Raw genomic sequence first — 20,222 nt, 5'->3', positions numbered from 1 at the left:
CGAAAGGTCTACTTTAGGCTTCTCCGGAGTTTCCTTGGCTAACGGTTTGAAATCGAAGTGAAACTCCCGAAAGATATATCGAACTTTAAATGCCTGTGGATCTTCTTTGAATCGTTTCTTTTCTTCTTTGGTCATTTGGTTCAATTTCTTTTTATAGAAGGAACATTGATTGTTTCTGCACTTAAAGACATAAAAATCTTTACGTTCTTTAATCTTATCCAGGCTCTTCAAACAATGGGGGCATTTGAGAACAGCTTCTTTCAAGTAGCGATTTTGTTTACTGAACAGACACGCACACACTTTACATTGGTATTGGCCTTTGTCTCCGTTGTTGGCATAAAGATAGGCTGCGGGTGCAGAACATCTGGGGCATGTCATCGTCGTTGGTACGGTAACCACACTGTTTTTACGACGCTTAACCGGCTTTAGCTCTTTACCATGTGCAGCCTGGTAATCGTTAAGCAGTTCCCGATAATCTAGTTTATCCAGGGTTTCGATAATCGGCATGTCATCGACTTCGAACTTACGATAAGGCTTATTGACAGGTTCATCAAATTGGGCTTTAGCAACAGACTTACCAAGTACCATCCCTAAGAGAAGAACGATAATTTTTTCTTGATACTTGATATATTCAAGCAAATAGTATATAAGTTGAGGTAACAACTTGTCACATCCTTTTAGGTATTTTGAGTGTGTGGTTACCTCATAAATAACCTATTTTTAAGGGGGTGGCAAGTTTTTTTGTGTTAAAACGCATAAAAACAATGAAAACACAGGTTTTTACTAAGAAACTTTTGACAATACGTGGGGAGAAGAAGGAGGAAGAGAAATGAAAGAATATAATCCAACTTGGGATTTGGATTCACTATTTCCAGGAGGAAGTGCGTCACAGCAATTCAGAGATTATCTTGGTCAGATTCGAACGGAGATTAAACAATTAGAAGACCAATTCACCACATTGGAAGTGGAGGCAGATACATTTTCCACGATGCTTACCCAGTTTATAATGGAATTGGAAAAGACAATGTTCAAACTTCGTGAGGCTGGAGCGTTCGTCAGTTGTTTAAGTGCGCAAGATGTAACGGATGAAGGGGCTAAAACACTAGTTGCTGAAAGTGGCACACTTTCAGCTTCGTTTAATGGCGTGCTGACAACTTTCATGCAGAAACTTGCGGAAGTCCCGGACGAGGAATGGCAAGCAATCATTCGGCACGAAGCGTTACAAGAAATAGGGTATGTATTATCAGAATATCGTAATAAAGCACGGGATTTACTTGCTGTAGAACAGGAAGTGCTGATTAATGATCTTGCTGTTGATGGTTATCATGCATGGAATCAAATGTATAATACAATCGTAGGGAATATGACAGTGGAAATTAAAGGGGAAGAAAAGATAGAGTCCTATTCAATTGGTCAGGCCTCCAATCTGTTAACTTCAAGCAACCGAGCAACTAGAAAGCAAGTATTTGATCAGTTAAACGATGCTTGGAAAGAACAAGCATCCCTATTTGCACAAACATTGAATCATTTATCAGGTTTCAGACTACAAATGTATAAGCACCGTAAATGGGAAAATGTACTAAAAGAACCGCTAAGTATCAATCGGATGAAGCAAGAAACATTAGATGCGATGTGGACAGCGATAGCTAATAATAAACAACCTTTTGTGGCTTATTTAAATAAGAAAGCAGAACTATTGAATATAGATAAATTAAGCTTCTATGATGTCGATGCACCTATTACCGACCAAGTTAAAAAATTGAGCTATACAGAAGGCGCCAAATTTATTATTGATCAATTCCGTTCTTTTAGCCCAAAGATGGCGGATTTTGCTGAGCAAGCTTTTGAAAAACGTTGGATTGAAGCGGAAGATCGGCCTGGAAAACGTCCTGGCGGTTTCTGTACGAGTTTTCCTGATAGTAAGGAAACGAGAATATTTATGACGTATTCTGGAACAGCATCGAATGTTGCCACGTTAGCCCATGAACTTGGTCATGCTTATCATCAGCATGTGATGAATGACGTTCATGGTCTTAATCAACGTTATGCAATGAACGTCGCGGAGACGGCCTCAACTTTTGCGGAAATGATTGTCGCTGATGCAGCAGTTGAACAGGCAGAAACAGCAGAAGAAAAGAAAGCTTTACTTGAAGATAAAGTTAATCGAAGTGTTGCTTTCTTTATGAATATTCATGCCCGGTTTATCTTTGAATTAAATTTTTATAAAGAAAGAGAAAAAGGCTTTGTCTCACCGGCAAGATTGAATGAATTGATGGTGGAAGCACAGAAAGAAGCTTATCAAGATGCACTCGATGAATATGATCCTTATTTCTGGGCGTCGAAACTTCATTTCCATATAACAGGGACACCATTCTATAATTTCCCTTATACATTTGGTTATTTGTTCAGTCTTGGCATTTATGCCCGCGCAAAAGAGCAGGGAGAGAGCTTTGAAGATGACTATATTGCATTACTGGAAGATACGGGACGGATGTCAGTAGAAGAGCTTGCGATGAAACATTTACAAGTCGATCTTACAAAACCGGACTTCTGGGAAGCTGCAATCGAGCTTTGCATCAAGGACGTCGAAGCGTTTCTTAAACTGTAAATTTGTTTTATAAGTGTACATTAGCTATAATAGGGTTAACGAAAAAAGCATAGAAAAAGCCAACAGGGGGAGCTAATAGCTGAGAGTGGGCAACGAGGATTGCTCAGACCCTTTGAACCTGTTAGTTAGTACTAGCGTAGGGATGATGGTCTTTTGATGGATAAAAAGCAATGTGAGCGGATTCCCCATCAGGAACCTTCCCTTGGCATTGCTTTTTTTGTATTTAAAAAGGTTGTTCGAAAAGTCCGGTAAAAAAAGAGAAAGCTCGTTGGCTCGATTTTCCGCTCCTCATGTACCTATTTACGTACATTCCGGTGCGGGGAACTTTCGCCGCACAGGACGTTGCGCTCTTAGCCGACCTCGGTCTTTTTTATCCTCCTTTTTGAACACCATTTAAAATAGCTTATAGAGTGAAACTTCATTCAGTGGGGATTCTTATCTCCCCACTGAATGTTAGTTGAACAGAATCAGGTATTTACGGACTGTTTAGCCCTACCTTCACATCTTGGGTTTCCCTCATGTTTGGAGGAGGGGGTATTACAGACCGTTAGTACGTGAAAAAAAGGGGAGTTATAAGGAATGAAGTCTAATAAACTACTATTTTTAATTGAAGTATCAATCTTCACTGCTTTGGCGTTACTTTTAGATATTTTGCCAATATCTTTTAAAATCTGGGCGCAAGGTGGTTCGGTCTCCTTTGCAATGATTCCGGTATTTATAGTAGCGTTCCGTTGGGGATTAAAAGGTGGATTAGTATCCGGTTTCCTCTGGGGGATGTTACAGATTGCAACGGGGAACGCATATATTCTGACGCCACTTCAGGGGTTCATTGATTATACACTTGCCTTTACGGTGATTGGTTTTGCCGGTCTGTTCGCAAGACAAGTTCAAGAAGCGGTACGGGACGGGCGGACTAAAGTGTACCTAACGTATATAACGGCGGGTGTACTGCTTGGTTCTGTGTTGCGTTTTCTTGCACATACCGTTGCTGGGGCGGTATTTTTCGGTTCAGCAGCGATTGAGGGGCAATCCGTTTGGGTGTATTCGATTATCTATAATTCATCGTACATGTTCCCGTCATTTGTATTGTCAGCAGTGATTGTATTTTTCCTATTCCATAAACAGCCGCGCGCATTACTCAACCTAGCATCAAACTAAAACCGCAATCTATCCGCTCACATTGCAACTGTAAAAATAATGATCTCTCCCAAATTAAGGAGAGATTTTTTTTAGGTTAACTGTTTCAGAGTGAATACGTAGTTCCCCCGGCGCAGATTTTCAGCACAACATTATAAAAAAGAATCAATTCGTTCTGGTTGATAATTCGCCCAAAGTCACTGATAATAGAAGATAATTATCTGAATAGATATAAAAGTATATACGAAAGGGGAAGTGGAAATGAAGGCATTTGTTGTAGAATATGGAGAATTAAAACTAAAAAGTATGCCAGAACCGAAACCAGGAAATAATGAAATTGTCGTAAAGCTAAAAACAGCGGGTCTGAATAGGAGAGATCTCTATATACCGAACCGGAGAGGTAACGATAAAGAAGCTTTAATCCTCGGTTCGGATGGAGCGGGGATCGTCGAATCAGTTGGAGCAGATGTCACTCGTTTTAAAGTGGGGGATGAAGTCATCATCAATCCATCACTTAACTGGCACGAAAATAGTGACGCACCACCAAAAGGATTTGACATCCTCGGCATGCCTGATCACGGAACTTTTGCCGAAAAAATTGTTATCAATGAAGAACAAGTAGAAATGAAGCCAAATTACTTAACATGGGAAGAAGCCGGTGTGCTCGCTCTTGCTGCATTGACAGGTTACCGTGCGTTAGTGACTAAAGGGAATATTAAAGCGGGGGAGACCGTATTTATTCCTGGAGCAAGTAGTGGGGTGAACACGTATATCATCCAATTTGCAAAAAGCATCGGTGCACGGGTGATTGTTTCTTCAAGAAGTGATGAAAAGTTGAAGCAGGCCCAGAAGATCGGAGCAGATCTTGCCATTTCAACGGAAAGTGATTGGGAAAAGGAATTGGAGAACGAGCAGATTGATCTTGTGATCGACAGTGTAGGTGCAGCGACGTTTAATCGTTCGTTGGACGTATTGAAGCAAGGCGGAAGAATTGTTATTTACGGAGCTACAGCTGGGGATGAAATTGACCTTAATTTACGGGCCTTTTTCTATGGTCAGTATCAATTGTTCGGCTCCACGATGGGAAGTCGTGAAGAGTTGCAACAGGTATTAGCCCATATGGAAAAGCATGAAATAAGACCGATTATGGATAAAACCTTTGAACTGGATGATGCCCAAGAAGCGTTCAATCATCTGGAAGTGAACAGCCAGTTTGGTAATATTGCTTTATTAATCGAGTAAAAATAGGACCGGTAAATTTCCCGGTCCTATTTTTTATCGGAACTTAAAACCACGGTCTGTAACGTAATTAAGCAGAGGTACTCTTTTTCGCTGTCAATTTCAGCTAGAAATGTGTTCCCATCCACAACCCCGCTAGAATGTTGCATTTGTTTTCTTCATGTTGTTTGTTACAGATCGCTAAGCTTTCGGCTTAAAGAGAATAGCACCGAGAACTCCAAAAATAATTGCTGCTGAAATACCGGCACTCGTCACTTCAAACATCCCTGTAACAACGCCAATCAGCCCGTGTTTCTCGGCTTCAGCCATGGCTCCATGGACTAAAGAGTTCCCAAAACTTGTAATCGGAACAGTCGCACCTGCTCCAGCGAAATCAATTAACGGTTCATATAAACCGAGTCCGTCAAGAATAGCGCCTAAAATTACGAGAGTTGTTAATGTGTGAGCAGGACTGAGCTTGAATACATCAAACATAATCTGTCCTATAACACAAATAAGACCACCAATAACAAATGCCCAGAAAAATATCATGAACAAGTCACTCCATTTCAATTGAGACTGCATGTGCAATAGCAGGAATCGAATCCTTTTGTTGAACGCTTAACGGGGAGTGCAAAGAGCCGGTAGCTACGAGTAACATCCGTTTAAACTCCCCTTGCATCATCCGTTTCAGAAAATGCCCGTACATGACAATTGCTGAACAGGCTGTGCCGCTTGCACCTGCTTGAACAGGTTGATCGGGACCGTAAATCGTCATGCCACAGTCCACGTATTGCTTATCTTCTAGTTGAATGCCTTGTTGCTTTAATAAATCAAAAGAAGTATTTCTTCCAATTTTACCGAGATCCCCGGTTATAATCAGGTCATAATAGGTTTCATCTACGTTTCTTTCCTTAAAATGTGTTTGAATCGTTTCCACTGCAGCAGGGGCCATTGCCCCTCCCATATTGAAAGGATCCGTGATTCCCATGTCAACAACTTTCCCAATTGTTGCAGAGGTCACAGTTGGGCCATTCCCTTGCTTACTGAGAACGGCACAACCCGCTCCGGTAACTGTCCATTGTGCAGTCGGGGGTTTTTGACTGCCGTAATCATTCGGATAGCGGAACTGTTTTTCCGCTGCGGCATGGTGACTAGCAGAGCCACTTACGATAAAGTCGGCAAATCCGCCATCAAGTAAAGCAGCGGATAATGCGAGCCCTTCTGTAGAGGTAGCACAAGCACTGAATAAGCCGAGATAAGGCATCGCCAATGACTTGGCACTAAATGTTGTAGGAGTAATTTGATTGATTAAATCTCCACTTATAAAGAAATTTACCTGCTCTTTTTCAATCGGACTTTTCTTTAATGCAAGTGTAACTGCTACTTCCATTAAACGCTGCTGTGCTTTCTCAAAAGTCTCTTCTTCAAGCCAGCCATCATCAAATAAATGGTCGAAATCACTGCGGAGAGGGCCATCTGCTTCAAATGGTCCTCCTGTTATACCGGTAGCGAGAATGACCGGCCGATTTTTAAATTCCCATGTCTGCTTTCCAAGTAACATATTATAAGCCTCCCAATTGCAGGAAAATCGTTTTGATTAATGCAATAATAAATGCGGCAAATACACCGTATACAATGACGGGACCAGCAAGTTTAAACATATTTGTCCCTACCCCGATAATAAAACCTTCTGTACGGTGCTCCATCGCTGCAGAAATAACTGCATTACCGAACCCCGTAACGGGAACTGCAGAACCGGCACCAGCGAATTGACCTAGGCGATCATAGAGGCCAAAACCTGTCAGAATCATCGTGATGAAAATGAGCGTTGCAGTCGTTGGATTGCCTGCTGTTTGTTCGGTAAAGTCGAAATAATAAATATAAAAGGTAGTGATTATTTGTCCGATTAAACAAATAAGGCCACCGATAAGGAAGGCTTTTACACAGTTAAGTAAAATTGGTCGCTTCGTCTCTCGTTTTTCCTCAAAGGATTGATATTGTTTAGCCTTCTTTTGCTCATTTTTTTGCTCTGTCATGTAAAACACCTCATTCCTTACGTCTGTTCTTTAGAAAGCTTGCGGATTCTTTCTAACTCTTTATTTAATTCAGCTTTGGATAAATCCCCACTATTTAACCGTTGTTCCAGTTTCTTTAATTCGAGAAAGATTTTCTGATCTGTTGATAGTTCAACTTCATGTTTATTGAATGTAGTTTCAACCGTGTTTTTCAGATCCTTCTTCAAGTCTTTTAATTGCAAACGGTCATGATGTTTTGGATTGACGGCAACCATAATCACTTTGTCATTATTGATTGCAATCACTTCGTTGACATCATGCTCTTGTTCAATAAGTTCTTTTGCATGGTTACTTGTTTCTTGTTTAAAATTGGTCGAAGTGCGCAGGATGGAGGAGTTTGTTTCACTTGCTGATTGTCCAGTGTCATTCGTTGCGCAAGCGCTCAATATAAGGAAGAGAAGGAAGGGAACTGCAAATACATTAGGTTTCATTGGAATCACACCTTTCTACAAGGTCTTATGTTCTTGAACTTACAGTTTTTAGCATTGGGAAATCGCTCGGAAATATACTTGGAATTTACTTCCTATTATTTAGGAGAAGCTGGGGAAGAAGAAAAAAACATCAGGCAAGGTTAACCTGATGTTTAATGTCTATTCATATTTTTGCTTTGTACGTATGCTGCGACATCCATACGGGTAGGTACGTTATATTTTCGGAGCATTTGCTTCGACCAGTTATCATCTTTAAGATTTGAATCACGCTGCTGGTAATAATCTGACAGGATTCGATCATAATCTTCTATATGCGTATGTTTTGCTTGATCATATGTATTTTCATGGAATATTGCTTCGAATGGCAGGCGAGGCTTAATGTCGGGCTCATGATCTGGATGGCCAACAGCTAGACCGAATAGCGGGATAACATATGCCGGGAGCTTCAGAAGCTCGTCAACCCGGTTGATATCGTTCCGTAAGCTTCCAAGAAAGCATGCGCCAAACCCGAGAGATTCCGCGGCGATAACCATATTTTGCGTCACTAACGCACCATCTACAGTCGCGACGATGAATTGTTCCGTACTTTCCAGATTCTGCTTAACATTTCCTTGTACCCCGTTCGAATCCAGATTAGCAATCCGGCTTAAATCGGCACAGATAACAAATAAGTAGCCATTCTTCTCTACGTAGGGTTGCCCAGAGACTTTTCTTAATTCTTTTTTTATGCTTTCATCTGTTACGCCAATAATGGAATAGGCCATAACATTACTTGAAGTCGAGGCCCGTTGCCCAGCTTCTACGATTGTTTTTACTTCATCCTTCGTCAATTTCTCTGGTGTGAATTTTCGAATAGAGCGGTGATTGTGGAGTAATTTAATTGTTTCGTTCATTGGTTGCTCTCCTTTATATTAAAATTATTCGATTGTTAGATTATAAGTTGTTGTGATAGCAGGTTGTTCTTCTAATGCGTTCCAAGCGTCCCAAGCCTCTTCGCTCGGTTCGGTCAAAACGGGAAAATCAATTGCAAGCGATGAATTATCTATCCACTCGAATGATAGGATCGGCCATGAAAAACCGAGGCTGCCTGTTTTTTCATTGTCCCTTACCATTGAGACAGTCGTCCAATCTTGAAGATCGAATATAACAATATGACCAGGAGTCAAATGTCCACTTCCCGGGCGGGTAAAGTGAAAAGCCACTTTTGTTGCATCTGGAGAGAACGTGTGACTTTCATATGTTGCCATATCTGCCACTAGAAATGCAGGCTTATGTTGATCTGGATGTAAGAGAAGATAAGAACATTGGTCATGATGGCAGGAGAAACGCAATATAAAGAATTCTTCGAGCCCCAATATATACTTCTCCAGTTCCATTTCTTTAAGTGCTTGCTGTGGTTTTTTCTGAGTTTCTAGAAACTGATGGAGTATTGGAATATCACGGATGGATAGGGAGACGATTTCTTCATTAATTGTAAACTCTGCGTAGTCCTCTATATCTTCAGGTTCTTGATCCAATGGTTCAGATTCTGTTGCAGCGGATGTTGTCAACGGTTCAAGATCTAAATCAGCTTTATGAATTGGAGAAATCGTATCGTTTTCAATACAAGCTGATAAAAGAATTACAATGAGCGCGACAGGAAGAATCATTCGCATAGTAACCGCTCCCTAGTAGTTTTTTCACTATCCAATTGTACACTACTTTTTATAAACATGCAGTTGCTTTGCATTTTAAAAAATTGTTAAGTTTTATTCCCATCTTGTAAAATTTTTGATACACTTCAATATAACGAAATGGAGGGGGAAATTAGGATGAAGACGTTTAAATTAAAACAGCTGCAAATTGTAGAATTCCATTCAGATACATATCAAACCGTACATATCCCGCTAATCGACGGATTAAGTATTAATCGGGAAGATAAAGAAAATCGCTGGTTAATCGAAGCATATACGAAGCGTGATCTCTTGGATTACTTCACAGAATTAAAAGAAACTTATAAAGAATTGATTATCCATGTCAAAATTACAACAGAGTTGAATGAATTGGCAACTTTCATGACGTCCATCATTGGTATCAATCAGATTGGTGATAATATAAACATTTTATTCCTCGGTACGATGGTGGACCACAAGACAAATAAGTTAGAGGGAATTTTACAGAAATTGATGAAGGAAGGGAACAGAGGAGGAGACTTGCTGAATAAGTTTAAAGAATATCTTTGAAAATTAAAGTCATAGGAGTATCTCGGCAATGAACATTCGTGATGGTAAACTAATTTGGTTGAATCGGTTAACCCCAGTTCAACTGCTGTTGCTTTTTTATATCGTTGCAGTCATCTTTTCGACTGCACTTCTTGCTTTACCTATAGCATATAAGGAAAATGTATCTATTTCATTTATCGATCTTTTATTTACAGCTGTTAGTGCGCTCAGTGTCACGGGATTAAGCACGATTTCAATTGTTGATACATTCAGCACTACCGGAATTATTTTTCTGACGATTATTTTACACCTTGGAGCTGTCGGCGTGATGGCGATCAGTACGTTAATCTGGTTATTAATCGGTAAAAAAATTGGTTTAATCGAAAGAAGATTAATTATGACGGACCAGAACCAGCCAAGTTTTAAGGGAATCGTTCGTTTAATTAAGCAAATTATTATTCTACTCTTGTTTGTTGAGCTGCTTTTTGTTATTATTTTAGGTTTTTATTATTTAAGATATTATGAATCGTTACCAGAAGCTTTCTTTCATGGTTATTTTACAACGATTACAGCTATTTCGAATGCAGGCTTTGATCTGACAGGCTTATCAATGGTCCCGCTTCGTGGCGATTATTTTATTCAAAGTGCGGTCATGTTCTTAATTATTTTTGGAGCGGTAGGTTTTCCTGTTTTAATTGAAGGGAAAGAGTTCTTGCTTGGCAAAAGGAAGAAAAATAGGACGTATCGCTTTTCTTTATTTTTTAAAGTGACAGTTACAACTTTCTTCGCATTGATTCTCATTGGAGCCATCGGGATATTTGTATTGGACTATAATGGGTTTTTCAAGGGAGTTGTCTGGCATGAAGCCCTCTTCTATGCGGTTTTCCAATCTGTGACGACGAGAAGTGGCGGACTTGCGACACTTGACGTTAGCCAGCTAACAGATGCAAATCAGCTCTTTATGTCATTTCTTATGTTTGTCGGTGCCTCGCCGAGTAGTGCAGGTGGGGGGATCCGAACGACCACTTTTGCCCTTGTGATGTTATTTATCTTAACGTATATTAGCGGGAAGAAGCAGGTGCGGATTTTTAACAGAGAAATTCACGAAGAAGACTTGAGGAAAGCTGTGACAATTACATTGGTTGCATTTTTCATTATGTTTGTTTCAGTCTTGCTCGTTTCGGTTGTTGAGGATTTCTCTTTAACGCAGATTTTATTTGAGGTCACTTCGGCATTTGGTACGGTTGGACTTTCGATGGGCATTACTGCGGACCTTGGTATTGTAAGTAAAGTTTTGCTGATGCTCCTCATGTTTATCGGGAGAGTCGGCATCATCACTTTCTTGCTTATTTTTAGGCGACGCGTAACGAAGAGTAATGTCCGTTACCCGAAAGAAAGGATCATTATCGGTTAGTGATAAGGAAGTTTAAAAATGATAAACAAAAATAGCTTGTGCATTGGGTGGGGTATGCACAAGCTATTATTCGTGTCTTAGTAGAAAAATGCTGCTCCAACGATGATTAGCAAAATAAAAAGTACTACGATTAAAGCGAAGTTGCCGCCATAACCGTAGCCGTAGCCACCACATCCGTAGCCACCGCCAAATCCGTAGCCCATATGTTTCACCTCCCACATCTATAGTGTTACTATATGCAGGAAAACTTAAAACGTATAGTCATTCGCACAGAAAAGGACAAGGAGGCACCAAACAAAACCAATTAATCGCTTGTATCTGTTATTTTTATGATTTTCAATTGGTCATTTTCATAAGCAAAGATAAATTCAAATTGATGAGAAGTCGTTTGCTCTTTTTCATTATCTTGATTGCTGTCCCGTTCAATGACATCAACTTCAATTGTTGTCTTAATTTGATTATTATCTAATACTTCACTTTCTGGATCCGTTATTCTTAAATCAATAATATGAATATATTGGTTCCTAAAATCTGCATAGGAAGTGCTTTGTTGCAGGCTGCTCCCAAGAAGTGAGTAGGCACTGATATAATCACGGATGCCGATACTGTCCCAGAAATACTCAATTAGGTAATTAGCATCCTGTACACCTTGTTCCATATTTATGTTATTTACAATATCTGTGATACTGGCAAATTTTAAATCTTCATTAACAGCCTCATTGGACCATTCTTTTACGATGTCAATTACTTCGTTTATCGGGATACTGAATCCGAACATCCCATCGTCCATCCCAACAGAATTAATACCAATGATTTCACCAGTTTCTCTTTTAATGAGAGGACCGCCACTATTACCATGGGTGATCGGTGCGGAAATTTGATAGGCATTGGCATAATGAAATCCATCAACATCCAAGTCTCGCTCCGTACCTGAAATAATTCCTAGTGTAACAGTATTCTGGAAGCCATGTGGACTGCCAAGAGCAATGACCTCATCCCCGATCTCCGCTAAATCATTAGAGAGGGAAAGATGTTCGCGATTGGCGAGTTGCGGTACACGAATGACTGCAATGTCTGTATCATCACTCATTCCAACAACAGCGGCAGGATAAAATCTTGCATTTGATGTACGGACGTAGATTGCATCCGCATCTTGAATGACGTGGGCATTTGTAATGATGTCACCTTTATTGTTATATAAAAATCCGGACCCGGTAATTGTACTGTATTCATTATGCCCTTCAATTTGGATCACGCTTTTTTCCGCTTCGTGTATAATTGATTTCAAATCTAGATTCTTGCTATTTTCGGCAATGTGGTTGACAAACGGTTGATTGACAGTAAGCTCCGTATTTTTCCAGTCGGAATACATCTTGAACAGAATAAACATGCCAATTAACAGAATGACAATACTTATGAGAATAGCGGGGTATCGTCTTTGTTTCATGAAGCTTCACCTCAGATATCAGTATCCGATTGATCAGTCGGTATACCATGTAATTCTTTTTATTTCTGCTTCCAATTCACTGGACTTGTCTTTTAAATCAAAATGAGTAAACTCAAATTTACCTTGTTCGGTTGGGTAGAGTGTGTCTGGATAGACGAATATTTCATTCGTTAAAATTTCCTCCCCATTCCGCGAAAGGGCGTAATCAACAAGTATTGAATTGATAGGAACGGTGGCATTACTCTTCACTGCTCCATTAACTATAACTCTACCATCTTCATCATTCTCCACTTTTATAGAGACAACTTCAATCGCATCGTTCTCATTCATTTGATGTTCCTGGTAGACGGTATCCATTGCTTGTTCCAAACGTTCCTTTGCTGCAGTTTCAAAAGAACTTTTTTCTTTATTAATATTTGCTAGTAAACTTTGTAGCTTCTCGGAATCTGGTGCGTATTTTAATCCATCCTCTGTAATTAAAAGGGCATCGTTAAATTGTTTATGATTCAATGCTTCACTTGCTGTTGAGAAAGTATACTCAATGAGTTCATTCCGTAATTGCATGACAATTTCATTCGCTTCTGGATGATTTATTTCTTCTGCTTCCCAAATGAGCATCCGAATTTCATTCATGCTTGGACTCTTTTCCAGTTTCGCTTTTAACTGTTCCATAAGGACAGAAGCGTGCGTTTGATCAATCTTTTCCACCAATTCACTGACAACAGGACCTTGATATGTCTTCAATTTATCTTCTGCTAGATGGAGAATGTCGAGTGCTTCATTATAATCTTCGGTTTGCAGGAGTTGCTCTGCTTTTTCCAATTGTTCTCCAATGCTTATCGCTTCCGCTGTGTATTGCAACGCTACTTGAGCCTGGTTGAAATCTTTCCGGTGGCGCAGAGAATCCTGAAGAAGTTGATTCGCCTGTGCATAATCACCCTCTTGCAGGGATTCTTGCGCTTCCGTATATAATTCAATTGCTTTTGCAGATTGATGATTGAAGTAGAGGGATGATATAAAAATACTACTTATAACAATGACCAACATGGCGATCGGGAATATCCACCATTTTTGGAATCTTGCGGGTTCGAGTCTTGCCTCTATATCCGGCAGCGGTCTTCCGCATTTTAAACAGAAATGCTCATCTTCTTTCACTTTGATCCCGCAATTTGGGCAATAATACATGGTCTACCACCTCCAATAATCTTTATTATTTTATCATAAATACTTTATTTAAAAGGAAAAAATTGATATGATAAGAGGGATGATGAGATACATAGCTTTAATTTTGAATGAAATAAATGATAAATTATGAAAGGGGTGCATATGAATGGAAACAATTTATGTAATTGTTCTCTTCGGCATTCTTATCCTAAACATGGGCTACTGTTTATTAGATAATGAAAAGTAATGATTCGAACAGGGCAGCCACACTCGACTGCCCTGTTTACTTTGTTGCTTCAGAAAACTATAAAATAAAGACGCTGTGAATAACGAGTTTCTAACTGTAGCCGCATTGGCTCTGCTTGGGCTATTGATCTGCTAGTATAACGCTTTTCGGTGAGACAAGTAATCGAAGTCCCGGGCGCCCGCGAAACATAATGTAAGGGCACTAGCGTCTTTGTTTTTATCACGTATTAACGGTCTGTAATATCCCCTTATCTAAACATAAGGGAAACTCAAAATGTCAAGGCGGGGATATACAGTCCGTTAATACCTGATTCTGTTCAACTAACATTCAGTGGGGGGAAGGAATTCCCCACTGAATGAAGTTTCACTTTATCACGCATTAACGGCCTGTAATATCTCCACCTCTAAACATGAGGGAAACCCAAAATGTGAAGGTAGGGGATATACAGTCCGTAGGTCCCTGATTCTATTAAACTAACATTCAGTGGGGGAGGAAAGGAAACCCCTACTGAATGAAGTTTCACTTTATTTTGTTCGACCCCATTCACTAATTGGGTAAATAATGAGTTCTGACCTTCCAATGATTTCCTCGCGCTGAATAAATCCAAGGCCGTTACGGCTGTCTTTACTAATCGCACGGTTATCTCCCATCACAAAATAACTATCCTGAGGAACATCTATCGGGCCGAATTCTCCAGTTTTGCTGCTAATTTCTTCGCTCAGAAATGTTTCGATGTATCTTTCTCCGTCAATATATAATTCACTATTTCTGATTTCAACTGTTTCACCAGGAAGAGCAATAATTCGCTTGACATAATTTTTATCTGTTTGTTGAATGATGATAATATCTCCGCGCTTAGGCTCATTAAGGAGATAAATCATTTTATTAAAGATGAGTCTTTCGCCATTTTCGAGTGTCGGTTCCATGCTATCACCTTCAACGATCGATGTGGCAAATACGAAGTTTTGGATCAAAAGGGCAATAATAACAGCGGTTGCAATGGCTTTTAGCCATTCAAACCACTCGGATTTTCGTTTTGTAGCCAATGCTACCATCCTTTTCTATTTTAATTCACTTTTTATAGTAGCATAACTTCCTTGCATTATCGACAGTAAAGGACGAACTTTTTTCATAACAACTAATGAATTACAATTCAGTTTTAAAGGAGTGCTATAATTTTAATGGATACGCTTATGGATATGCTTAAACAAATTGAAGTTCTACGTAAAGAAATGATTCAGACAGCGGAGGAAAATGGGTTGAATCATGAAAAATGCATTACGATCAGTAAGGAGTTGGACCAGTTATTGAATGAATACGAACGGGTAAAACAGGTGTCGTCTCCTAAAATAAAAACAAAACAATAAAATAATTTGAAGTAAATCTTCTAATGTGATAGAAGAGTATAATTCAGGAGTATGATTCGGAGCGAAAACTTTGTAATTATCACGTATTAACGGACTGTAATATCCCCACCTCTAAACAAGAGGGAAACCCGAAATGTGAAGGCGGGGATATACAGTCCGTAAGTACCTGATTCTGTTCAACTAACATTCAGTGGGGGGAAGGAACCCTACTGAATGAAGTTTCACTTTATGAATAAACGGTTACATATTTCGAGAAGTATTGCGGGAATATTGTAAGTAAAAGAGTAATTTGTTTGAAAATTATCAGCAAATGACATATAATATAATTGAAATGATAATTTTCCGTTAATTTTGAATTAAAGTTCCTAAAATGTTCAAATAATTTAGATTAGAAAAGCGGAAAATAGGGTATAATGAAACTAGTATGTGAAAAGGAGTGCAAAAAGATGCGACCTAAACGTATGAGTTTTGAGCAACTCGTCAGCCAAAATATAAGAGAAATGCTAGAGGATGAAAATAGCATTAATCAGCTGGAGATGCGTTTGGAAAAAAGACATGAAGCGAATGCTAGAAAAAAACGCGAGCAAGACGCTGAACTTTTTTCTAATGAATAATAATAGGGTATGAAAAAATGGGGAGGCTAGACGACTCCCCGTTTTTTATGCTCTAATTTTTTGATTATCAACTATATGATTATCACGCTTATTATACACTTGAACAATAATGACAGCGGCGATAATAGAAGCCATTCCTAGCATCTGAATGAATGAGAACGCCTCTTGGAAGATGAAGATGCCAATTAACGTTGCAACGACAGGCTCTACCGTCGTCAGAATAGAAGCCTTTGAAGCTTCTGTTTGATTCAATCCATGGGTATAAATAATGTATGCGACAGCAGTAGGCAGCAGTCCTAAACCGAATGCATAAAGCAATACTTCTAGCTCGATTAGCAAGCTGGCTTTTTCCTTATAAGGAAAGAAAGGGGTTAAAGCAATTGCCGCAGTTAAAAATGTGAAAGTTGTAATAGTTAAAGATGTATATTTCCTTAGGGCATATTTACTGAATATGCTGTACAGTGCATAGCCGACTGCCGAACCAATTCCGAAAATGATACTTCCCCACTTAAATGCTTCTTTATCAAAGGGAATTAATCCAACGACAAGGCTCGTGCCAAACAATGTAATGAAAAGGGCAATGATTTTAATCCGTGTTAACGGTTCTTTGAATAAAAAATAAGAAAAGATTGTGACAAACGTCGGTCCTGTATAAAGTAATGCGGTAGCAACTGGGATTGATGATATTTCTATAGCGGTAAACATGCAATAATTGAAAAATACAATACTGAATACGCCAGTGCCAATGAAATATTTAATATCTGTTATTTTATGTAATTTCAAGCTCTTCGGGGTGGTACACAATAAATACAAGACAAGGATAAAAGCTGATGTCCATACCCGCAGTGTCACAACTTCCATCGGAATAAAGCCGTATGTATAGAGATTCTTTACGTAAAAACCGATTGTTCCCCATAACGCCGCTCCAATAAGAATATAAATAAATGCTTTATTCACCAGTATCGCTCTCTTTCCTCCATTTTCATATCATTATATTAGTAAAGTATTTAAATGTATAGTAATTTCGTGAAATGGGAATAATGAGGCTATTTAAGTTACTTAGCTGGAGGGTTTCGTCCATGGAGCGTTTCTTTTCTGAATTGATAATTTTTCATTATGATTTCCTCTTTATTATCGCGGGTTTATTATTGCTATTATGTATGTTTATTTTAGCTAGACGCCTGATCGAGTGGGGGAAAGAAAGGGATTATTTCCTCGCTTTTATTGTGGGGAGCAGCTTTTTTCTGAACCTATTCTTTTTTATATTAATCATCGGAAAGAAAGAAGGGCATGCAGTAATATTTCTGCCATATTTACTGCAGATCATTGGAATTTATGGGTTATTGCTGCTCCTTGGTTTGGGGTGTAAGTTCGTATTTAAACGAATTGTCCGTAAAAGGGTGTAAACAGTTGAATGCTGTCACGCCCTTTTTAGGGCATTTTTTAATTATATGATTTTATTAAAAGATACGTTTAAGAGGCTGGGACATAACTATTCTAATATGAATTAAATCCGAACAAAACTGCTAACTAACTCCGGGAATATACGGAGACTCCAGCAGGAGGAAAGGCATCGGTGAGACCCCGCAGGGCGGCAGCCCGAGGAGGCTCACCAGCCGCCTGCGGAAAGCGTAGTATATTCCCGGAGCGGTTGTTGATGCTCATTCTTATCATTTGTTCGGATTTATAACCAAGAAGTTATGTCCCAGTCTCTTTTTAAAGTCTTATTAAAATTACTGAATAATATAGTTCACAAACAAAATGGTATTTCATATTTTTTCCATTAAACACTTCAAATTAACTATAAATGACCGATATAAAGAATGGAAATAAATACATATACCTATTTCGGGTAAATTTATGACAGGAGACGTGGAATAATGCAAGATTCTTTAATACAAAAAGAGGCACATCCAGTCCTACAATCCTTTATCCAAGTAGCTCCATATTTTCAAATGCTAGTTAATGATGATATCACAATAGGGATTTATGATACAGAAAAATTGCTAATCAATATTCCTGCAAAAACCTTCTCACTTAATGTAGCTCCTGGTGATCCATTGCTTGAAGGTGATATTATTGCGAAAGCGATTCAAGAAAATAAAAGTCAGGCTATGGTGGTACCGGCTGATTTGTTTGGAGTAAATCTTGTTTCCCGTGCAACACCTGTGCATGATGAGCATGGGAAAGTAATTGGTGGAGTTGGTGTTGGGTTAAATGTCGATAAGGCGAACAAACTTTCAGAAATAGCTGGCAGTCTATCCAATGTGATTAATGATGTAACGAATACGGTTCAAGAAATGGCAGAATCAGTTAATGAATTAGCTACGAATCTTAGCTTTGTTTCTGAAAAGGCAAATGAAGTAACAGATAGTGTAGACCTTATTGACAAAGTTTCAACAGTTGTTAGGGATATCGCGGATCAGAGTAATTTACTTGGATTAAATGCAGCTATTGAATCAGCACGTGCTGGAGAACATGGGAGAGGATTTGGAGTAGTCGCTGATGAAATTAGAAAAATGGCAACTAATTCAAAGGACAATGTACAGGAAATCCAAAATATTACAAGCCAAATTAAAAGTGTAATCGAGGATCTGGATAAGGATATACAAAAAGTAAATTTGGAATCCACTACCCAATCCGCTTCGATTGAAGAACTAACAGCAACAATGGAAGAAATCAATGGAAATATTCGTAGTTTAGCGGAGTTAGCTAGAGAAAACATTGAGTTAAACAATTAATGAAAGGTTGAATGAAGATGAGCTTTAAAGAATTAGCAAGTCAATATATTAACGGAGAATGGAAAGACGGTTCTAGTAATCTTACAATAGAAAATAAAAACCCATATAATGGTGAAATTATTGCAATATATAAAGCTGCTAGTATAGCAGATTTGAATGATGCATATGAATCGGCACAAACTGTACAAGAAAAGTGGGCGAAAACAAACCCAGTTGTACAAAGAGAAGTGTTTGATAAAGCAGTAGATTATATCAATGAAAATCATGAAGCAATCGTAAATATAATTACTGATGAGATTGGTGGTACACGTTTAAAAGCAGAATTTGAGATTGGCTTAGTTACAAATTTGATAAAAGAAGCAGCCACTTTTCCTATGCGTATGAATGGTACCATTTTACCATCTCCAATTGATGGTAAAGAAAACCGGGTTTATCGTGTACCAGTTGGTGTGGTTGGGGTGATTAGTCCATTTAATTTCCCGTTTTTCTTATCCATGAAATCTGTTGCACCGGCATTGGCTACTGGAAATGGTGTCGTATTAAAGCCGCATGAGCATACAACAATTACAGGCGGAACACTTATTGCTAAAATATTTGAGAGTGTTGGATTGCCTAAAGGCTTGTTAAATGTGATTACTACTGAAATATCGGAAATTGGAGATAAATTTGTTGAACACCCAATTCCACGTGCTATTTCCTTTACAGGATCAACAAAGGTTGGAAAACATATAGGAGAAGTTGCTGGAAGAAATCTAAAAGAAGTTCATTTGGAGTTAGGTGGAAATAGTGCTTTAGTTGTTTTAGAGGATGCAGATATTGATTTAGCAGTAAGTGCAGGCGTATTCAGCCGCTTCACACATCAAGGACAAATCTGTATGTCAACTAATCGCTTAATTGTTCATGAAGATGTATATGATGAATTTGTGGAAAAATATATCAAGACAGTATCTGGTTTGACTTGTGGTGACCCGAAAGATCCAAACACGATTATTGGACCAGTTATTAATGAACGCCAAGTTAAAACGACTGTAGAATTAATTGAAAAAGGTATTGAAGGGGGGGCAACTCCTTTACTTAAAGGAAATGTTACAGGGAACGTAATAGAACCAGTTGTATTTACTGATGTTACTCCAGATATGACGATTGCAAATGAGGAATTCTTTGCACCAGTTGTATCTATCATGAAAGTAGCAAATGAAGAAGAAGTTCTAAACTATGCCAACCAAAGCCCGTATGGTTTAAGTGGTGCAATTCATACAAGAGATGTAGAGCGTGGTGCCGAGCTTGCAAAGCGGATGGATACTGGCATGATCCATATCAATGATGGAACAATTAATGATGAGCCTAACGTTGCTTTCGGCGGTGTCAAAAATTCAGGAATTGGACGACTAAATGGAGAATGGAGCTTAGATGCGTTTACTACAACAAAATGGATCTCCATTCAACACACAAAACGAGTCTATCCATATTCTTAAGGTGAATAATCCCCTTCTAGCCATACTTGCGCAGTTTTCTGCAGCATAGAAAATAGGCCAATGAAAAATACAGTCTAATA

At 38.9% G+C, this 20,222-nt stretch carries 21 protein-coding genes, 1 pseudogene and 1 riboswitch; of the genes and pseudogenes, 10 read left to right on the top strand and 12 right to left on the bottom strand.

Annotated elements, in window-relative coordinates; all coding sequences use genetic code 11:
- Positions 1–663, bottom strand: a pseudogene (locus GN217_RS08945) (DDE-type integrase/transposase/recombinase); the annotation flags it as partial.
- Between the two features lie 166 nt (positions 664–829).
- On the opposite strand from GN217_RS08945, the gene GN217_RS08940 reads away from it, so the two are divergent.
- From GN217_RS08940 to GN217_RS08930, 3 genes are all read left to right on the top strand, one after another.
- A complete protein-coding gene (locus tag GN217_RS08940; RefSeq protein ID WP_156856336.1) occupies positions 830–2,608 on the top strand; it encodes a M3 family oligoendopeptidase in 1,779 nt (592 codons plus the stop codon).
- A 55-nt stretch (positions 2,609–2,663) separates the two neighbouring features.
- Positions 2,664–2,768, top strand: a riboswitch (TPP riboswitch).
- Between the two features lie 419 nt (positions 2,769–3,187).
- Positions 3,188–3,766, top strand: coding sequence for an energy-coupled thiamine transporter ThiT (gene thiT / locus GN217_RS08935; protein ID WP_156856335.1), 579 nt, complete (start codon positions 3,188–3,190; stop codon positions 3,764–3,766).
- 240 nt (positions 3,767–4,006) lie between these two features.
- Positions 4,007–4,987 carry a zinc-binding dehydrogenase gene (locus GN217_RS08930; protein WP_156856334.1) on the top strand — a complete coding sequence of 327 codons (981 nt, stop codon included), beginning with the start codon at positions 4,007–4,009 and terminating at the stop codon, positions 4,985–4,987.
- A gap of 177 nt (positions 4,988–5,164) precedes the next feature.
- On the opposite strand, the gene spoVAE is transcribed toward GN217_RS08930, so the two are convergent.
- The 6 genes from spoVAE to GN217_RS08900 all read right to left on the bottom strand — a co-directional run bounded on the left by spoVAE (position 5,165) and on the right by GN217_RS08900 (position 9,127).
- Positions 5,165–5,515 (bottom strand): stage V sporulation protein AE, encoded by a 351-nt coding sequence (gene spoVAE, locus GN217_RS08925; protein ID WP_156856345.1) that lies wholly within the window; start codon positions 5,513–5,515, stop codon positions 5,165–5,167.
- A gap of 7 nt (positions 5,516–5,522) precedes the next feature.
- Positions 5,523–6,527 carry a stage V sporulation protein AD gene (gene spoVAD / locus GN217_RS08920; RefSeq protein ID WP_156856333.1) on the bottom strand — a complete coding sequence of 335 codons (1,005 nt, stop codon included), beginning with the start codon at positions 6,525–6,527 and terminating at the stop codon, positions 5,523–5,525.
- A gap of 1 nt (position 6,528) precedes the next feature.
- The gene (gene spoVAC / locus GN217_RS08915; RefSeq protein WP_156856332.1) at positions 6,529–7,002 is read right to left on the bottom strand and encodes a stage V sporulation protein AC; all 474 of its coding nucleotides are present in this window, start codon (positions 7,000–7,002) and stop codon (positions 6,529–6,531) included.
- A gap of 17 nt (positions 7,003–7,019) precedes the next feature.
- Positions 7,020–7,472 (bottom strand): YhcN/YlaJ family sporulation lipoprotein, encoded by a 453-nt coding sequence (locus tag GN217_RS08910; RefSeq protein WP_156856331.1) that lies wholly within the window; start codon positions 7,470–7,472, stop codon positions 7,020–7,022.
- Positions 7,473–7,624: 152 nt separating this feature from the next.
- On the bottom strand, positions 7,625–8,365 hold the full coding sequence (gene nfsA, locus GN217_RS08905; RefSeq protein ID WP_156856330.1) for an oxygen-insensitive NADPH nitroreductase: 741 nt from the start codon (positions 8,363–8,365) through the stop codon (positions 7,625–7,627).
- 24 nt (positions 8,366–8,389) lie between these two features.
- The gene (locus tag GN217_RS08900; protein WP_156856329.1) at positions 8,390–9,127 is read right to left on the bottom strand and encodes a hypothetical protein; all 738 of its coding nucleotides are present in this window, start codon (positions 9,125–9,127) and stop codon (positions 8,390–8,392) included.
- A 156-nt stretch (positions 9,128–9,283) separates the two neighbouring features.
- Between GN217_RS08900 and GN217_RS08895 the strand changes: the two genes are divergently transcribed.
- Positions 9,284–9,694: a YwpF family protein gene (locus GN217_RS08895; protein WP_156856328.1), complete on the top strand. Its 411-nt coding sequence runs from the start codon at positions 9,284–9,286 to the stop codon at positions 9,692–9,694.
- A gap of 28 nt (positions 9,695–9,722) precedes the next feature.
- The gene (locus GN217_RS08890; RefSeq protein WP_156856327.1) at positions 9,723–11,087 is read left to right on the top strand and encodes a TrkH family potassium uptake protein; all 1,365 of its coding nucleotides are present in this window, start codon (positions 9,723–9,725) and stop codon (positions 11,085–11,087) included.
- Between the two features lie 77 nt (positions 11,088–11,164).
- Here GN217_RS08890 and GN217_RS08885 read toward each other — a convergent pair whose 3' ends face one another.
- The 4 genes from GN217_RS08885 to lepB all read right to left on the bottom strand — a co-directional run bounded on the left by GN217_RS08885 (position 11,165) and on the right by lepB (position 15,000).
- Positions 11,165–11,290, bottom strand: coding sequence for a YjcZ family sporulation protein (locus GN217_RS08885; protein WP_156856326.1), 126 nt, complete (start codon positions 11,288–11,290; stop codon positions 11,165–11,167).
- Positions 11,291–11,391: 101 nt separating this feature from the next.
- Positions 11,392–12,534: a S1C family serine protease gene (locus GN217_RS08880; protein ID WP_156856325.1), complete on the bottom strand. Its 1,143-nt coding sequence runs from the start codon at positions 12,532–12,534 to the stop codon at positions 11,392–11,394.
- 33 nt (positions 12,535–12,567) lie between these two features.
- Positions 12,568–13,719 carry a zinc ribbon domain-containing protein gene (locus tag GN217_RS08875; protein WP_156856344.1) on the bottom strand — a complete coding sequence of 384 codons (1,152 nt, stop codon included), beginning with the start codon at positions 13,717–13,719 and terminating at the stop codon, positions 12,568–12,570.
- A 750-nt stretch (positions 13,720–14,469) separates the two neighbouring features.
- Positions 14,470–15,000 carry a signal peptidase I gene (gene lepB / locus GN217_RS08870; RefSeq protein WP_156856324.1) on the bottom strand — a complete coding sequence of 177 codons (531 nt, stop codon included), beginning with the start codon at positions 14,998–15,000 and terminating at the stop codon, positions 14,470–14,472.
- Positions 15,001–15,144: 144 nt separating this feature from the next.
- Here lepB and GN217_RS08865 point away from each other — a divergent pair, with 144 nt between their 5' ends.
- A complete protein-coding gene (locus GN217_RS08865) occupies positions 15,145–15,312 on the top strand; it encodes an aspartyl-phosphate phosphatase Spo0E family protein (protein WP_232334381.1) in 168 nt (55 codons plus the stop codon).
- A gap of 413 nt (positions 15,313–15,725) precedes the next feature.
- A complete protein-coding gene (locus GN217_RS08860) occupies positions 15,726–15,926 on the top strand; it encodes an FbpB family small basic protein (protein WP_370459751.1) in 201 nt (66 codons plus the stop codon).
- Between the two features lie 45 nt (positions 15,927–15,971).
- Here the strand turns inward: GN217_RS08860 and GN217_RS08855 are convergent, their stop codons facing one another.
- Positions 15,972–16,883 (bottom strand): DMT family transporter, encoded by a 912-nt coding sequence (locus GN217_RS08855; RefSeq protein ID WP_156856321.1) that lies wholly within the window; start codon positions 16,881–16,883, stop codon positions 15,972–15,974.
- Between the two features lie 122 nt (positions 16,884–17,005).
- On the opposite strand from GN217_RS08855, the gene GN217_RS08850 reads away from it, so the two are divergent.
- The 3 genes from GN217_RS08850 to GN217_RS08840 all read left to right on the top strand — a co-directional run bounded on the left by GN217_RS08850 (position 17,006) and on the right by GN217_RS08840 (position 20,142).
- Positions 17,006–17,332, top strand: a complete 327-nt coding sequence (locus GN217_RS08850) for a hypothetical protein (RefSeq protein ID WP_156856320.1) — start codon at positions 17,006–17,008, stop codon at positions 17,330–17,332.
- 474 nt (positions 17,333–17,806) lie between these two features.
- The gene (locus tag GN217_RS08845) at positions 17,807–18,667 is read left to right on the top strand and encodes a methyl-accepting chemotaxis protein (protein WP_156856319.1); all 861 of its coding nucleotides are present in this window, start codon (positions 17,807–17,809) and stop codon (positions 18,665–18,667) included.
- A gap of 17 nt (positions 18,668–18,684) precedes the next feature.
- Entirely contained in the window at positions 18,685–20,142 is a 1,458-nt protein-coding gene (locus tag GN217_RS08840; RefSeq protein ID WP_156856318.1) for an aldehyde dehydrogenase family protein, read from the top strand.
- Positions 20,143–20,222: the final 80 nt, after the last annotated feature.

It is taken from the genome of Oceanobacillus sp. AG, from assembly GCF_009746545.1.
Lineage (GTDB): Bacteria > Bacillota > Bacilli > Bacillales > Amphibacillaceae > Oceanobacillus > Oceanobacillus indicireducens.
This window is presented reverse-complemented; position numbering and strand designations above follow the sequence as displayed.

Bases quoted from the DNA above. Each gene is read 5' to 3' on its own strand.
- GN217_RS08940 (WP_156856336.1), top strand. From the start codon at position 830: ATGAAAGAATATAATCCAACTTGGGATTTGGATTCACTATTTCCAGGA.
- thiT (WP_156856335.1), top strand. From the start codon at position 3,188: ATGAAGTCTAATAAACTACTATTTTTAATTGAAGTATCAATCTTCACT.
- GN217_RS08930 (WP_156856334.1), top strand. From the start codon at position 4,007: ATGAAGGCATTTGTTGTAGAATATGGAGAATTAAAACTAAAAAGTATG.
- spoVAE (WP_156856345.1), bottom strand. From the start codon at position 5,515: ATGATATTTTTCTGGGCATTTGTTATTGGTGGTCTTATTTGTGTTATA.
- spoVAD (WP_156856333.1), bottom strand. From the start codon at position 6,527: ATGTTACTTGGAAAGCAGACATGGGAATTTAAAAATCGGCCGGTCATT.
- spoVAC (WP_156856332.1), bottom strand. From the start codon at position 7,002: ATGACAGAGCAAAAAAATGAGCAAAAGAAGGCTAAACAATATCAATCC.
- GN217_RS08910 (WP_156856331.1), bottom strand. From the start codon at position 7,472: ATGAAACCTAATGTATTTGCAGTTCCCTTCCTTCTCTTCCTTATATTG.
- nfsA (WP_156856330.1), bottom strand. From the start codon at position 8,365: ATGAACGAAACAATTAAATTACTCCACAATCACCGCTCTATTCGAAAA.
- GN217_RS08900 (WP_156856329.1), bottom strand. From the start codon at position 9,127: ATGCGAATGATTCTTCCTGTCGCGCTCATTGTAATTCTTTTATCAGCT.
- GN217_RS08895 (WP_156856328.1), top strand. From the start codon at position 9,284: ATGAAGACGTTTAAATTAAAACAGCTGCAAATTGTAGAATTCCATTCA.
- GN217_RS08890 (WP_156856327.1), top strand. From the start codon at position 9,723: ATGAACATTCGTGATGGTAAACTAATTTGGTTGAATCGGTTAACCCCA.
- GN217_RS08885 (WP_156856326.1), bottom strand. From the start codon at position 11,290: ATGGGCTACGGATTTGGCGGTGGCTACGGATGTGGTGGCTACGGCTAC.
- GN217_RS08880 (WP_156856325.1), bottom strand. From the start codon at position 12,534: ATGAAACAAAGACGATACCCCGCTATTCTCATAAGTATTGTCATTCTG.
- GN217_RS08875 (WP_156856344.1), bottom strand. From the start codon at position 13,719: ATGTATTATTGCCCAAATTGCGGGATCAAAGTGAAAGAAGATGAGCAT.
- lepB (WP_156856324.1), bottom strand. From the start codon at position 15,000: ATGGTAGCATTGGCTACAAAACGAAAATCCGAGTGGTTTGAATGGCTA.
- GN217_RS08865 (WP_232334381.1), top strand. From the start codon at position 15,145: ATGCTTAAACAAATTGAAGTTCTACGTAAAGAAATGATTCAGACAGCG.
- GN217_RS08860 (WP_370459751.1), top strand. From the start codon at position 15,726: ATGAAACTAGTATGTGAAAAGGAGTGCAAAAAGATGCGACCTAAACGT.
- GN217_RS08850 (WP_156856320.1), top strand. From the start codon at position 17,006: ATGGAGCGTTTCTTTTCTGAATTGATAATTTTTCATTATGATTTCCTC.
- GN217_RS08845 (WP_156856319.1), top strand. From the start codon at position 17,807: ATGCAAGATTCTTTAATACAAAAAGAGGCACATCCAGTCCTACAATCC.
- GN217_RS08840 (WP_156856318.1), top strand. From the start codon at position 18,685: ATGAGCTTTAAAGAATTAGCAAGTCAATATATTAACGGAGAATGGAAA.